Source organism: Buttiauxella sp. (assembly GCF_035271705.1).
Taxonomy (GTDB): Bacteria; Pseudomonadota; Gammaproteobacteria; order Enterobacterales; family Enterobacteriaceae; genus Buttiauxella.
Genome location: NZ_DATERI010000215.1, coordinates 1 through 14,502 on the forward strand (window position 1 = coordinate 1; position 14,502 = coordinate 14,502).

Sequence of the window (14,502 nt, forward strand, 5' to 3'; positions counted from 1 at the left end):
TGGGCGGTGAAAAACCCACAGGCGGCGAAACTGTTTAGCCTGATGAAACTGCCACTGGCGGATATCAATGCCGAGAATTCGATGATGCATAGCGGTAAAGCGTCAGAAGCGGATATTCAGGGTCACGTTGATGGCTGGATTAAAGCACACCAGGCTGAGTTTGATGGCTGGGTGAAAGAGGCGCTAGCGGCGAAGTAAGTCCTTTAAGAACGCCCTCATCCCGGCCTTCTGCTCAATAGAAGGAGAAAACCACAGCCCCCTCTCCCACCAGGAGAAGTGAAACCGAACGGTTCTCTCTCCTGTGGGGGAGGGTTAGGGTGAGAGCATTCCTGATTAAAACAAAACGCACAATCCGACTCCTGCCTACCTTATTTTTAGCTATTATTCCCGCTCTATCATCACAAGCCGAAGAATTAGAATGAAAAATTCCACTCAAGGACTGAGCCCCGCGCTGATTGTCCTGATGTCTCTCGCCACGGGTTTAGCCGTCGCCAGCAACTACTATGCACAACCCCTGCTCGACACGATTGCGAATGCCTTTTCCCTCTCAATAAACCAGGCCGGATTTATCGTTACCGCCGCGCAGTTGGGCTACGCCGTAGGTTTACTGTTCCTGGTGCCGCTGGGCGATATGTTCGAACGCCGTGGGCTGATTGTCTTTATGACGCTGCTGGCCGCCGGAGGCATGGTGATAGTGGCGCTGAGCCAGACACTGTGGATGATGATTCTTGGCACCGCACTCACCGGTTTGTTCTCAGTGGTCGCACAAATTCTCGTGCCGTTGGCCGCAACACTTGCAGAGCCTGAAAAGCGCGGCAAAGTCGTCGGCACCATTATGAGCGGGTTGCTGCTGGGGATTTTACTGGCGCGTACCGTGGCCGGGTTGCTGGCAAGTATTGGCGGCTGGCGCACCGTTTATTGGGTCGCGAGTGTTTTGATGGTGGCGATGGCGCTGGCCTTGTGGCGTGGCTTGCCGAAAGTGAAATCCGAGACTCATCTGAATTATCTGCAATTGCTCTCGTCGGTATTCGGCCTGTTTATCAAAACTCCACTGCTGCGTACCCGCGCATTGCTCGGCTGCCTGACTTTTGCCAATTTCAGTATTCTCTGGACGTCGATGGCCTTTCTGCTGGCATCGCCACCGTTTAACTTCTCGGAAGGAGTGATTGGTTTATTTGGCCTCGCGGGGGCTGCGGGGGCTTTGGGTGCGCGTCCGGCTGGCGGATTTGCCGATAAAGGCAAAGCGCATCTCACCACCACCATCGGGCTTGTGCTGCTGTTATTGTCATGGATGGCGACCGCGATGGGGCAGTATTCCGTTATCGCACTCATCGTCGGGATTCTGGTGCTCGATTTAACGGTTCAGGGTGTCCATATTACCAACCAAACGGTTATCTATCGCATGATGCCGGAAGCCCGAAATCGTCTGACCGCCGGTTATATGACCAGTTACTTTATTGGCGGTGCTGTAGGTTCAATTATTTCCGCAACGGCCTATCAACATGCTGGATGGAATGGTGTGTGTGCTGCAGGTGCCATAATCGCACTACTAAATTTAGTAGTGTGGTGGCGTGGCTATCACCGTCAACCGTGATGCTACTAATCCTATATCTCCTCAAGGGAAAATTTGGGGGTATTAAGGGTCGTACCAGTCTGTTAAGGTTATCTCAGTTTGTTCACTTAAGTGACATTAACGTCAGAAATATATAAATATGTAATATGGAAAGTCCTGCAACAGTTCCATTAGAAAATAATCAAAGCGATGCTACCTGGGGTGAAGGGCTGAAAGACAGTTTACCTATTGTCATTAGCTATATCCCGGTCGCATTTGCATTTGGGCTTAATGCCACCAAGCTGGGATTTACTCCGCTCGAAAGTCTGTTTTTCTCCTGCATTATTTATGCGGGTGCCAGTCAGTTTGTTATTACGGCTTTATTGGCTGCCGGGAGCTCTTTATGGGTTGCCGCATTAACGGTTATGGCAATGGATGTGCGTCACGTCTTATATGGCCCTTCCCTGCGTCAACGTATTACTCGCCGATTGAGCAGACCTAAAACCGCGATTTGGGCATTCGGCCTGACGGATGAAGTGTTTGCTGCCGCCACCGCCAAACTGGTGCGCGATAACCGCCGCTGGAGCGAAAACTGGATGATCGGTATCGCCTTTAGCTCGTGGTTCTCATGGGTTTTAGGCACGGCACTTGGAGCATGGTCGGGTAATGGTTTGCTGGATAATCTGCCAGCAGTTGAAGCGGCTTTAGGGTTTATGTTACCTGCCCTGTTCATGAGTTTCCTGCTGGCGTCGTTCCAGCGGAAGCAATCCTGGACGGTCACCGCATCGCTTGCAGGTGCCATGTTGGGCGTGACCCTGGTTTCCATTCCTGCGGCGATTCTTGCAGGGATTGTCTGTGGATGTCTGGCGGCATTAGTCCAGGCGTTTTATCAAGGAGAGCCCGGATGAGTACCCAAGTGCTTTTGCTGGGCCTGCTGGTCGGGTGTGCCAATTACCTGTTTCGTTATTTGCCCCTGCGTATTCGGGCAAATACAACGCGTCCGGCCAAACGAGGCGCGACAGGCGTACTGCTCGACAGTATTGGAATTGCATCAATTTGTGCGTTGCTGGTGGTCTCAAGTGTGCCTGAAATCATGCACGATGCTCAGCGACTGGTCCCGACGATTATGGGTTTTATCATTCTCGGACTGAGCTTTTATAAGACGCGTAGCATTATTATCCCGACACTATTAAGTGCCCTGGGTTATGGATTAACCTGGAAACTGATGATGGTTATATCCACCTAACGAATAAAAAACACATAAATAATACATTTACTTTATTTGTCACCATAGTTACTATATCGACAGAAACTAATGAGGTTATGCCAAAATGGATAGTTCGTTTACGCCCATTGAACAAATGCTAAAATTTCGCGCCAAACGCTACGAGGAATTCCCATACCAGGAAGTTCTGCTGACACGTCTGTGCATGCATATGCAAGGCAAGCTTTTGGAAAACCGCAATAAAATGCTGAAAGCTCAGGGGATTAACGAAACGCTGTTTATGGCGTTAATCACTCTTGAATCGCAGGAAAATCATAGTATCCAGCCTTCAGAGTTGAGTTGCGCATTAGGTTCATCACGTACTAATGCAACCCGAATTGCCGATGAGTTGGAAAAGCGTGGCTGGATTGAACGCCGTGAAAGCGAGAACGATCGCCGCTGCCTGCATCTGCATTTGACCGACAAAGGTCTAGAATTCTTGCATCAGGTGTTACCACCGCAGCACCACTGCTTACATGAATTGTGGTCCGCGCTGAGTGGTTCGGAAAAAGAGCAACTGGAACAGATTACCCGCAAACTGCTCACCCGCCTTGATGAAATGGATGAAAACCAGACGGTACTTGAAGCCGTGCGCTAAGTGCTGTTAACGCGTTATATCGTAGTACCCCAAAGAAAAAATACTGACAGGCCAGCAACTCACCTTGCTGGCCTGTCGGGTCTAACAGGTCGGCTCAGCCGATCACTATAATAAAAAAGTGTGGAGATAGGCATGAGCGCACATGCGGAGACTAAAACCCCGCAACAGCCGGGTAACAAGAAAGGCAAACGTAAAGGTGCTTTGCTTGTATTGACCCTGCTGTTTGTAATTATTGCTGTGGCATATGGGATTTATTGGTTTTTAGTGTTACGTCACTACGAAAATACGGATGATGCGTATGTGGCCGGTAATCAGGTGCAGATAATGTCCCAGGTTTCCGGAAGCGTAACCAAGGTTTGGGCAGATAATACCAACTTCGTTAAACAGGGCGATGTATTGGTGACGCTGGACCAGGCTGATGCTGAGCAAGCTTTTGAACAAGCACAAACTGTGCTGGCTTCAAGCGTACGCCAGACGCGTCAGTTAATGATTAACAATAAGCAATATCAGGCCAATATCGAGCTGCAAAAGACCTCTCTTGCACAGGCTCAAAGTGACTTGAATCGCCGCGTGCCGTTGGGTACGGCTAACCTGATTGGCCGTGAAGAATTGCAACACGCCCGAGATGCTGTCGCATCGGCTCAAGCGCAACTGGATGTTGCTATTCAACAATATAACGCCAATCAGGCCATGATCCTCGGGACAAAACTCGAAGAGCAGCCAAACGTGAAACAAGCCGCTGCTGAGTTGCGTAACGCCTGGATGGCACTGCAACGCACTAAGATTGTCAGCCCAATGACCGGCTATGTTTCACGTCGCGTGGTGCAAGTTGGCGCGCAGATTAGCCCGACAACGCCTCTGATGGCCATCGTGCCAGCCAGTGGTTTGTGGGTTGATGCGAACTTCAAAGAAACACAGCTTGCGCATATGCGTATTGGCCAACCGGCGACCATCGTCAGTGACATTTACGGCGACAAAGTCGAGTACACCGGTAAAGTCGTGGGGCTCGATATGGGCACGGGTAGCGCATTCTCACTGCTGCCTGCACAAAACGCGACGGGTAACTGGATTAAAGTCGTTCAGCGTTTACCGGTGCGTATTGAGCTGGATGCCAAGCAGCTTGAACAGCATCCGCTGCGTATCGGGCTTTCCACGTTAGTGACCGTGGATACCAGTAACCGCGAAGGCAATATGTTGGCGAATGAAACGCGTAGCTCTCCGGTGTATGAAAGCAACGCGCGCGAGCTGAACCTTGCGCCCGCCAACGAGCTTATCAATAACATCATCCAGGCCAATGCGGGTTAACAAAGCGGAGCTTGTATGAAACAGCAAAAACCGCTGGAAGGGGCTCCACTGGTCATAATGACCATCGCCTTATCATTGGCGACCTTTATGCAGGTGCTGGACTCCACCATCGCCAACGTGGCAATTCCGACGATCGCCGGCAACCTTGGCTCATCACTGAGCCAGGGGACTTGGGTTATTACGTCGTTTGGGGTGGCAAATGCCATCTCAATTCCTATCACCGGGTGGCTGGCAAAGCGCCTTGGTGAAGTGAAGTTGTTCATGTGGTCGACGATTTTGTTCGTGCTGGCTTCATGGGCTTGCGGCATGTCCAACAGTTTGGAAATGCTGATTTTCTTCCGCGTTATCCAGGGGATTGTTGCCGGGCCACTGATTCCACTTTCACAGAGTCTTCTACTCAATAACTATCCACCCGCAAAGCGAAGTATTGCTCTGGCATTGTGGTCAATGACGGTTATTGTGGCGCCAATCTGTGGACCTATTCTCGGTGGTTATATCAGTGATAACTATCACTGGGGCTGGATCTTCTTTATCAACGTGCCAATCGGTGCTGTGGTGGTGTTGCTGACCCTGCAAACGCTGCGTGGCCGTGAGACAAAAACCGAGCACCGTCGTATCGACGCCATCGGGCTTGCGCTGCTGGTTGTCGGTATTGGCAGTCTGCAGATCATGCTCGACCGCGGGAAAGAGCTGGATTGGTTTAACTCAACTGAAGTCGTTGTTCTGACCGTCGTCGCGGTGGTGGCGATTAGCTTCTTGATTGTCTGGGAGCTGACCGATGACAACCCGATAGTCGACCTGTCGTTGTTTAAGTCGCGAAACTTTACCATCGGCTGTCTGTGTATCAGTCTCGCCTACATGCTCTACTTCGGCGCAATTGTCTTGCTGCCGCAGCTATTGCAGGAGGTATACGGCTATACGGCAACCTGGGCGGGTCTGGCGTCGGCACCGGTTGGGATAATTCCAGTACTGCTATCGCCGATTATCGGACGCTTTGCTCATAAGCTTGATATGCGACGGCTGGTGACATTCAGCTTTATCATGTATGCGGTGTGTTTCTACTGGCGTGCCTATACGTTTGAGCCGGGAATGGATTTTGGCGCATCGGCCTGGCCGCAGTTTATTCAGGGTTTCGCCGTGGCATGCTTCTTTATGCCACTGACGACCATTACGCTTTCCGGGCTTCCGCCTGAGCGTATGGCGGCGGCGTCGAGTCTGTCGAACTTTGCGCGTACCCTTGCAGGCTCTATTGGGACGTCAATCACCACGACGCTTTGGACCAACCGCGAAGCACTCCACCATGCGCAGCTAACGGAGTCTGTTTCGCCGTATAATCCAAATGCGCAGCAAATGTATTCGCAACTGGAAAATCTGGGAATGTCTACGCAACAAGCCTCTGGCTATATTGCGCAGCAAATTACCAATCAAGGGCTGATTATTTCAGCCAACGAGATTTTCTGGGTTTCTGCAGGTGTATTTATTCTGCTGTTGAGTCTGGTGTGGTTTGCCAAACCACCATTTGGCGCCGGTGGCGGCGGTGGTGGAGCGCACTAAGCCAGAAGTATCGACAGAAACACAAAAGGGGCCGATTGGCCCCTTTTGTGTTTCTGTCGTCTGGCGGGTTTACAGCACAGGTTGTCAGTTTTGCACCAGTAAGCCCAGCCCAAAGTCGTCAGGATAAAGACTGACCCACGCTGAGGAAAACCGACATGCTATACGACCCGTCGCAAAAATACCTGCCCCATCCCCCTATTCACCTACCTGACCGCCAATGGCCAAACAAACAGCTCACGCATGCCCCACGCTGGCTTTCCACCGACCTGCGCGACGGTAATCAGGCGCTGGCTGACCCCATGGACGGCCTGCGCAAACTGCGCTTCTGGGAACTGTTGCTCCAATGCGGTTTTAAGGAAATTGAAGTGGCTTTTCCGTCAGCATCAGAAACGGACTTCCAGTTTGTTCGCCAGCTAATTGAAGAACGGCGGATACCGCACGACGTCACAATCCAGGTGCTGACCCAGGCACGTACCGATCTGATTGAACGCACTTTTGCCGCTCTTGAGGGTGCCAGTCGCGCGACACTGCATCTCTATAACGCCACTGCCCCACTTTTCCGCCGCCTGGTATTCCGTCAGAGCAAAGAGGAGATCATCCGATTGGCCGTCAATGCGACGCGCCAGATTCGGGCATTGTGCGAGGCAAACCCGCAAACACAGTGGAGTTATGAATACTCCCCGGAAACCTTCTGCTTCACCGAATCTGATTTCGCGTTGCAAATCTGCGAGGCGGTGGCGGATATTTGGGAGCCTTGCCGCGAAAGGCCGATGATTATCAACTTACCTGCGACCGTCGAAGTGAATACCCCGAACGTCTATGCCGACCAAATTGAGTACTTCTGTCGCCATTTCTCGCGGCGCAACGCGGTGTGTATCAGCGTCCATCCTCACAATGACCGGGGAACCGGTGTGGCCAGTGCTGAACTGGCGATACTTGCGGGAGCTGACCGTGTAGAGGGCTGTTTGTTCGGCAACGGCGAACGCACCGGTAACGTCTGTCTGGTAACAATGGCTATGAATCTCTACAGCCAGGGGGTCTCACCGCAGCTCGATTTCAGCGACATAAAGCATGTTGTCGAAGAGGTGGAGCAATGCAATCAGTTACCGGTGCACCCTCGCCATCCCTATGCCGGAAGGTTGGCATTTACAGCCTTTTCAGGCTCGCATCAGGATGCTATCAAGAAGGGTTTCACGGCCCGGCAGCAATCCTCTTCTCCGCTTTGGGAGATGCCGTATCTTCCTGTAGACCCGAACGATATTGGCTGTAGTTACGAAGCAGTGATCCGCGTTAACAGCCAGTCTGGTAAAAGCGGCGCGGCGTGGATACTGGAACAAAACCACGGGCTGGTATTACCCCGTGGGTTGCAACAGGACTTCAGCCGCCACGTTCAGGAACAGACCGACCGGGACGGTAACGAAATGACTCTTAACGCCCTCTGGCAGTTGTTCCGCAAGTTGTACGGGCCGCATCAACTCGCTGATCGTCAACTACTGGAATATCGCAGTGAAAGTCAGACAGAAGGAGGACTTTCGCTGCAGGCGCGCGTCCAGACACCAGAAGGAATATTGACGTTGCAGGGCAAAGGTAACGGGCTACTTTCTGCCACCGCTGATGCTCTAAAATCGCAGTTCAAGGTCGCTTTTTCTATCGAGGACTACCATGAGCATACACTTGGAAGACATAGCGAGAGCCGATCAGCTGCCTATATACGCTGTACTTTTGCCAATGGTGAAAGTCGCTGGGGAGTCGGTATCGACAATGATGTTGCGCGGGCTTCGCTACAGGCTTTGCTTAACGCCTTGCCGATAAACTCCTCGAACTAGAAGTATTCACTTGGGGATACGCCCAGAGTCCGTCGGAACATGGCGCTGAATGCACTGTGGCTTTCATAGCCAAGATCCAGCGCCACCCGCAGAACCGATTGCCCTTGAGCCAGGCGATTTAGCGCTTCCATTAGCCGTGCGCGTCGTACCCATTCGCTGAACGCCATACCCGTTTGCTCGCGAAAATGGCGCAGTAAGGTTCGTTCACTCACGTTGAGCTGGGCGGCAGCCACTGTGGTGGTCCATGATTTGCCTGGTTCAGCCTGAACCTGACGGCATAGCGCCTGAATCGTGGGTGCCTGCGGTTCCGGCAGATTAAAAGGTAACACTGTCATCACGCGGATTTCATCGAGGATCAGCTCGTAGATCCTCTCCTCCCTGCTCCCGGCTTCGTACCGTCCTGGTAGCTCCAGCGAGCTTATGATCAACTCACGCAGTAAATTAGAAACCTGCACAACCTGACAGACCGAGGGTAAATCCGCGCGAGCAAAAGGATCGATAAACAGCGTTCTTGCCGCGACTTGTCCTGTGACCTGGAGCCGATGACGAGTTCCCGCTGGGAGCCATACACCACGACTGGGCGGCACAATCCAATACCCTTGTTCCGTTTCTACCCGCACCACGCCACTTAAAGTATGCAGCAGTTGTGCGCAGTCATGGCTATGCCAGGGCTCCGTCGCGCCATGTGGATAATCATGAGCAAAGGGAACCAGCGGACGCGTCGCAAAGTTGAACTGGAGAGTGGTAGACATAGCGTTATTTATGAGCGAAAAGATGAAGATAGCATAGCGCAGAAATATAAAAAGGAGCCGATGGGCTCCTTTTTATGAGGCTTCAGACTATCAGACTAGATGTGCAGCTCTTTAAGTGTCTCTTTTGGCAGAGCCAACTCTTCGTTGCTGTTTACGCTCACGCCATGCTCAAGGATATGGCGCGCAATGTCCTGTGCTTCTTGCAGCGAGTGCATGTGGTAAGTCCCACACTGATAAACGTTCAGTTCTGGGATCTGGTTTTGCTCTTTCACCTTCAGAACATCTTCCATTGCCGCTTTCCACGCATCAGCAACACGAGTCTCTTCTGGCACGCCAATCAGGCTCATGTAGAAACCTGTACGGCAACCCATAGGTGAAATATCGATGATCTCTACGCCGTTCCCATTCAGGTGGTCACGCATAAAACCAGCGAACAGGTGCTCAAGAGTATGAATCCCTTTTTCTGGCATCACTTCCTTGTTCGGGATACAAAAGCGCAGATCAAATACAGTGATAGTATCGCCATGGGGCGTATGCATCGTTTTGGCCACACGCACTGCTGGTGCGCCCATGCGGGTATGGTCAACTGTGAAACTATCCAACAACGGCATCTGATCACCTCCGATAAGTGATTTTATTTAAAAATAAAATGAACCTTTCTTTCCTACACCACTCTGAGTATGTGAAAGACGCGCATTTATTATCATCATCCCTGATTCAGAGATGTATATTTTGGCCACACTGATTGTGGCCTTTTTCTTTTGTACTAAGAGTGACTTTTGAGCCAAACGTCGAACGGCTCGGTATCTTTGGCTTCAATCTCCCGCTGACGTTGCCACGAAGCATCATGCTCCTTCTGCAATACATCTTCGGTCAAAATCTCTAGCGGCTCTTGTACCAGCATCTGACGATATTGCTCAGCTAACGCAAGCCCTGTACCACCAATGCCATTATCAATCATAGACCGCAGAATTCGCGCTGAGTACGTTAATTCAGGATCGTCGAAACAGGCGACCAGTTGGTCACATACATCTTGATAGTCGGTATTACCGGCAATGCCATCCAGCGTTTCAGCAACGCGACGCAAATCAGTGAACAAATCTTTGCCCACTTTTGCCAGCGGATATTGCGCAGCTTCACAACCTATACCCAACGTCAGGCCGGGTTTACGCCCTTCCAGAATCACACGATTCCAGTTTTGGCGCGTGCACAGTAATTCATCACTGCTCATTTCAGGAGCGTCAGCCAGCACGCACCAAATCATGAACAGGTCCAGGAAACGAACTTGCTGCTCATCAACGCCGACCGGTGAGAACGGATTGATATCTAATGAACGCACTTCGATATATTCAATCCCACCACGCATCAGGGCGTCAGAAGGTGACTCACCTTCGGCTGTGACGCGTTTCGGGCGAATGGGTGCATAGAGTTCATTTTCGATTTGCAGCACGTTAGTGTTGATTTGAAGACGTTTACCGTCCTTCTCAACACCCATCTTCGCGTACTCTTCCGATGGCGTTTTAATGGCACGTTTTAGCCCAACGACATAAGTTTCCAGATCGTTAAACGTAATACCAAGATTGCTCTGGGATTTGTTGGTGTAACCCAAATCACTGAGGCGCAATGACGTCGCATACGGTAGGTAACTCATGCCGCATTCGGTTTTTTCAAACGGTAGCGAGCTTTCTTTCCCTTGCAGGAAGGATGAGCAGATAGCCGGGGATGCACCGAACAAATACGGGATAACCCAGCCAAATCGGTAATAGTTACGAATAAGACGGAAGTATCCGGCTGAAATCGCTTCTTTTCCGCTCTGGGCATCTTCTACACCCAGACGCGCCTGCCAGAACTCCATCGGCAGAGAAAAATTGTAGTGCACACCGGAAATGGTTTGCATCAACGCGCCGTAACGATTTTTCAATCCTTCACGGTATAACGTTTTAAGGCGCCCGATGTTGGATGAACCATACTGCGCCAGCTCAATATTCTGACCATCATCGATATAACACGGCATGCTTAGAGGCCACATACGCTCCTCACCCAAATTACGGGCGGCATGGCGATGTATATCGCGCATGAATGTCAGCATGTGGTCAATGTTGCCATCAACCGGAGTGATAAACTCTAGCAACGCTTCAGCGAAATCAGTAGTAATCCATTTATGAGCCAGTGCTGAACCCAGACTTTCCGGATGGCCTGTGGTTGCCAACTGGCCATCTGGCGTGACTCTTAGCGTTTCACGCTCAAGACCACGACGAATACCTTTTACTGCCTGAGGATGCTGTTCCAGCCAGGCTAGCGCCTGTGATACGTTCGGGATCAAATTGACCTCCCGCCTGTCGAATTCATTTTTATTAAGCATAAGAGATGGCGATAATAATACCCTTTAGATTTCGAGTTGCAGGCGTGTTGGCTGCAACTCGAAAAATAATGGGTATATACCCCAAATAATTCGAGTTGTGGGAAGGCGGCAAAAGAACGCGTCCCGATGAGCTTACTGTAGTAAGTGATTCGGGTGAGTGAATGCAGCCAACGCACCAACAACTTGAAGTTTGACGGGTATATCAGTCCACGCAATTAGTGCCACCACTCCATGCCTTGTACCGTTGCAGCCGCTACAACGATATAGCGCAGCGCTTTACCAAGGCATAAAAAAAAGATTACCGGTCCCCAACTCATTCGTAATAAGCCAGCGACCAGGCACAGCAAATCGCCAATTAAAGGCACCCAGCTGAGTAATAATGTTGCCGGGCCGAAACGGACCAGCCAGGCTGTTGCCTTTCCTTGCCAACGCGATTGTTCTCGCAGTGGAAAAAAACGCCCCAGAATAACGTTAGTTAACCCACCAAGGCTATTACCCATTGTTGCTATTATAATGAGTAGCCAGGTTGGCCCAGAGCCTGCCACTAATAATGCGACCAGCACGGCTTCTGAACTTCCTGGGAGCAACGTCGCGCTAAGAAAACTACTGGTGAAAAGCGATAAAAATGACAGCGCTTCACTCACAGCAAACGCACATCCACGCCATCCATTCCAGCCGCGCGAGCAGCTTCCAGGCCAAAATCTGCATCTTCAAATACCACGCATTTATTCGCTGCCACACCCATTAATTCTGCGCACAGCAAAAATGTATCGGGAGCAGGTTTGTGGTTTTTAACATGATCTGCCGCGACAACGGCTGAAAAATACTGACGTAAGCCCAAGTGATTCAGTAGCGCTTCAGCAATATCGCTTTCACTACCCGTGCCTACCGCCATTGGACGCCGCCCATGCCAGGATTTAACGACATCGATGAGAGGAAGCGGGCGAACAGTATCAAGAAGCATAGCCCTTACGGCCTGTGTCTTTTCCTGCGCCAGACGGTGAGGGTCAAGATCTGCATGATTGAGTTCGATAATCGCCTGCGCAATACGCCACGTTGGTGAGCCATTCAACGCAACCATTGCTTGTTCGTCGAATTGCAAACCATAGCCCACGAGCGTCTCACGCCACGCCTTACGATGTGTGGGTTCGGTATCGAGTATGGTTCCATCCATATCGAAAATCAGACCGTCGTAACGTTCGTACATCTCATCCCTCACATCACTCAATATTGAGGCGTTACTTTAGCGTAAACCAATAATATTGTCGCTGATTGTAACAGAGATAGTTAAGAAGGTGACTAATGGGTATGTAGGGTGTTGCAGGGAAGTTTAAGAGTTGCAGGGAACTTTAAGAATGGCTTTAGGGAAGATAAAACTTGGAGAGAAGTATGGTGCACCCAGGAAGATTCGAACTTCCGACCGCTCGGTTCGTAGCCGAGTACTCTATCCAGCTGAGCTATGGGTGCATCGGGATTACTTCTTTTACTGCTGACTTAATGTCACTTAACTTACCGTAACATTAAAGAAGATGGTGCACCCAGGAAGATTCGAACTTCCGACCGCTCGGTTCGTAGCCGAGTACTCTATCCAGCTGAGCTATGGGTGCACAGGATTACTTCTTTTACTGCTGACTTAATGCTGTTTGTTGTTCTAAACAACATCAAACAAGATGGTGCACCCAGGAAGATTCGAACTTCCGACCGCTCGGTTCGTAGCCGAGTACTCTATCCAGCTGAGCTATGGGTGCAAAATGGCGGTGAGGCGGGGATTCGAACCCCGGATGCAGCTTTTGACCGCATACTCCCTTAGCAGGGGAGCGCCTTCAGCCTCTCGGCCACCTCACCACACGCCTCTTTCGAGTCGTACCGCTAAACATGTTTCTGCTCATCGGCACTGCGTGGCGCACATATTACTTTCCTGCACTTATAAGTCAAACAATTTTTCCCAACTCAGTTTCAATTGCACACTTCACGCACAATTCGGGCGAATTGACGGCAAAAAGAGTGTTTTATCAACAGGCAAGATAGGACTTATGTCGATAACAAAGCATTCGGGATGAATAAGAAATTACGGTTCTAACAGGAGATATAGGAGGTATTGCGAGGTAAAGCGAAGAAATTGGCGCGCTAAAGGAAGCGTCTCGCTAGTAGATAGCGAGACGCAGTAACTTTAGTAACTCGTTTGTTGCGATTTTTCAGCCTGGATACGTTGGTAGATCTCTTCGCGGTGCACAGAAACTTCTTTTGGGGCGTTAACACCAATACGAACTTGGTTACCTTTCACCCCAAGTACTGTCACGGTCACCTCATCCCCAATCATGAGGGTCTCACCAACTCGACGAGTTAGAATCAGCATTCTTTGCTCCTTGAAAGATTAAAAGAGTCGGGTCTCTCTGTATCCCGGCGTTCTCCATCATATACGACAAAAAGTAAGCAGTTACAAACACATAAAGTGCACTAACCACGACATTACATTCTGTTATGAATAAGTCTAGCCGATATACGCAACTTTAACCTGACTTTATCATTATTGAGTGTGTGCAAATTTATAAAGACGCTATAACCTGAATAAGCTATAGCGTCTGTCTGCACTTTATTTTTTTACTTAGAGCTTAGACGAGACCCAAGCTTCGACACCGGCCAGAGCGCCCGGTAATGCAGCAGCATCTGTGCCACCCGCTTGAGCCATATCTGGACGACCGCCTCCTTTGCCACCGACTTGCTGAGCGATAACTCCAATCAGTTCACCCGCCTTCACGCGGTCGGTTACATCTTTAGAGACACCTGCAATCAGAGAAACCTTACCTTCTGATACAGTCGCCAGAACGATAATTGCCGAACCGAGCTGATTTTTCAGGTCATCGACCATAGTACGCAGCATCTTCGGTTCGACGTTGGCGAGTTCACTCACGAGGAGTTTAACGCCTTTCACATCGACAGCTTTGCTGGAAAGACTTGCACTTTCCTGCACTGCCTGCTGTTCTTTCAACTGCTGCAACTCTTTTTCAAGTTGGCGAGTACGTTCCAGTACTGAACGCACTTTCTCATTCAGATTCTGGCTGTCGCCTTTGAGCAGTTGAGCAATATCTTGAAGCTGTTCACTCTGGGCATGCAGGTTTGCCAGCGCACCTTCGCCAGTTACGGCTTCAATACGACGCACACCTGCAGCGGTACCGGATTCTGCAACAAGACGGAACAGGCCAATATCGCCAGTGCGGCTTGCGTGAATACCACCACACAATTCGGTAGAGAAATCACCCATGCTCAGCACACGCACGTGGTCATCATA

The 14,502-nt window shown here is 50.6% G+C and carries 14 protein-coding genes, 4 tRNA genes and 1 pseudogene; 8 read left to right on the forward strand and 11 right to left on the reverse strand.

The features are described from left to right. The 8 genes and pseudogenes from proX to leuA form a co-directional block, all read left to right on the forward strand. Nucleotides 1-198, forward strand: a pseudogene (gene proX, locus VJY99_RS19165) (proline/glycine betaine ABC transporter substrate-binding protein ProX); the annotation flags it as partial. Nucleotides 199-418: 220 nt separating this feature from the next. Then, nucleotides 419-1,594, forward strand: a complete 1,176-nt coding sequence (locus VJY99_RS19170) for an MFS transporter (RefSeq protein WP_324121323.1) — start codon at nt 419-421, stop codon at nt 1,592-1,594. Nucleotides 1,595-1,719: 125 nt separating this feature from the next. Continuing rightward, complete coding sequence (locus tag VJY99_RS19175; protein ID WP_324121326.1) at nt 1,720-2,460, forward strand: AzlC family ABC transporter permease; 741 nt, start codon at nt 1,720-1,722, stop codon at nt 2,458-2,460. Continuing rightward, nucleotides 2,457-2,798: an L-valine transporter subunit YgaH gene (gene ygaH, locus VJY99_RS19180; protein WP_324121328.1), complete on the forward strand. Its 342-nt coding sequence runs from the start codon at nt 2,457-2,459 to the stop codon at nt 2,796-2,798. The genes VJY99_RS19175 and ygaH overlap by 4 nt, the downstream gene beginning before the upstream one ends. Before the next feature lie 85 nt (nt 2,799-2,883). Then, nucleotides 2,884-3,414: a transcriptional repressor MprA gene (gene mprA, locus VJY99_RS19185; RefSeq protein ID WP_324121331.1), complete on the forward strand. Its 531-nt coding sequence runs from the start codon at nt 2,884-2,886 to the stop codon at nt 3,412-3,414. A 132-nt stretch (nt 3,415-3,546) separates the two neighbouring features. Beyond that, on the forward strand, nt 3,547-4,719 hold the full coding sequence (gene emrA, locus VJY99_RS19190) for a multidrug efflux MFS transporter periplasmic adaptor subunit EmrA (RefSeq protein WP_324121333.1): 1,173 nt from the start codon (nt 3,547-3,549) through the stop codon (nt 4,717-4,719). 15 nt (nt 4,720-4,734) lie between these two features. Further along, nucleotides 4,735-6,273: a multidrug efflux MFS transporter permease subunit EmrB gene (gene emrB, locus VJY99_RS19195; protein WP_324121335.1), complete on the forward strand. Its 1,539-nt coding sequence runs from the start codon at nt 4,735-4,737 to the stop codon at nt 6,271-6,273. Between the two features lie 155 nt (nt 6,274-6,428). Further along, nucleotides 6,429-8,099 carry a 2-isopropylmalate synthase gene (gene leuA, locus VJY99_RS19200; protein WP_324121336.1) on the forward strand — a complete coding sequence of 557 codons (1,671 nt, stop codon included), beginning with the start codon at nt 6,429-6,431 and terminating at the stop codon, nt 8,097-8,099. Here leuA and VJY99_RS19205 read toward each other — a convergent pair. The 11 genes from VJY99_RS19205 to VJY99_RS19255 form a co-directional block, all read right to left on the reverse strand. Continuing rightward, on the reverse strand, nt 8,096-8,851 hold the full coding sequence (locus VJY99_RS19205) for a helix-turn-helix transcriptional regulator (RefSeq protein ID WP_324121339.1): 756 nt from the start codon (nt 8,849-8,851) through the stop codon (nt 8,096-8,098). The genes leuA and VJY99_RS19205 overlap by 4 nt on opposite strands. A 95-nt stretch (nt 8,852-8,946) precedes the next feature. Next, entirely contained in the window at nt 8,947-9,462 is a 516-nt protein-coding gene (gene luxS, locus VJY99_RS19210; protein WP_034457434.1) for an S-ribosylhomocysteine lyase, read from the reverse strand. A 155-nt stretch (nt 9,463-9,617) separates the two neighbouring features. Beyond that, nucleotides 9,618-11,174 (reverse strand): glutamate--cysteine ligase, encoded by a 1,557-nt coding sequence (gene gshA, locus VJY99_RS19215; RefSeq protein WP_324121343.1) that lies wholly within the window; start codon nt 11,172-11,174, stop codon nt 9,618-9,620. Nucleotides 11,175-11,428: 254 nt separating this feature from the next. Then, nucleotides 11,429-11,857, reverse strand: coding sequence for a YqaA family protein (locus VJY99_RS19220; protein ID WP_324121345.1), 429 nt, complete (start codon nt 11,855-11,857; stop codon nt 11,429-11,431). Next, nucleotides 11,854-12,420, reverse strand: coding sequence for a fructose-1-phosphate/6-phosphogluconate phosphatase (gene yqaB / locus VJY99_RS19225; RefSeq protein WP_324121347.1), 567 nt, complete (start codon nt 12,418-12,420; stop codon nt 11,854-11,856). Before yqaB ends, VJY99_RS19220 begins: the two co-directional genes overlap by 4 nt. 183 nt (nt 12,421-12,603) lie before the next feature. Continuing rightward, a tRNA-Arg gene (locus VJY99_RS19230) sits at nt 12,604-12,680 on the reverse strand. 63 nt (nt 12,681-12,743) lie between these two features. Continuing rightward, nucleotides 12,744-12,820: transfer RNA gene (locus VJY99_RS19235), tRNA-Arg, on the reverse strand. 64 nt (nt 12,821-12,884) lie between these two features. Beyond that, nucleotides 12,885-12,961 (reverse strand) — tRNA-Arg (locus VJY99_RS19240). A gap of 4 nt (nt 12,962-12,965) precedes the next feature. Then, nucleotides 12,966-13,058, reverse strand: a tRNA-Ser gene (locus tag VJY99_RS19245). A gap of 325 nt (nt 13,059-13,383) precedes the next feature. Beyond that, nucleotides 13,384-13,569 carry a carbon storage regulator CsrA gene (gene csrA, locus VJY99_RS19250; protein WP_013574027.1) on the reverse strand — a complete coding sequence of 62 codons (186 nt, stop codon included), beginning with the start codon at nt 13,567-13,569 and terminating at the stop codon, nt 13,384-13,386. 249 nt (nt 13,570-13,818) lie between these two features. After that, a partial coding sequence (locus VJY99_RS19255; RefSeq protein WP_324121358.1) for a DHHA1 domain-containing protein occupies nt 13,819-14,502 on the reverse strand: 684 nt, incomplete at its 5' end.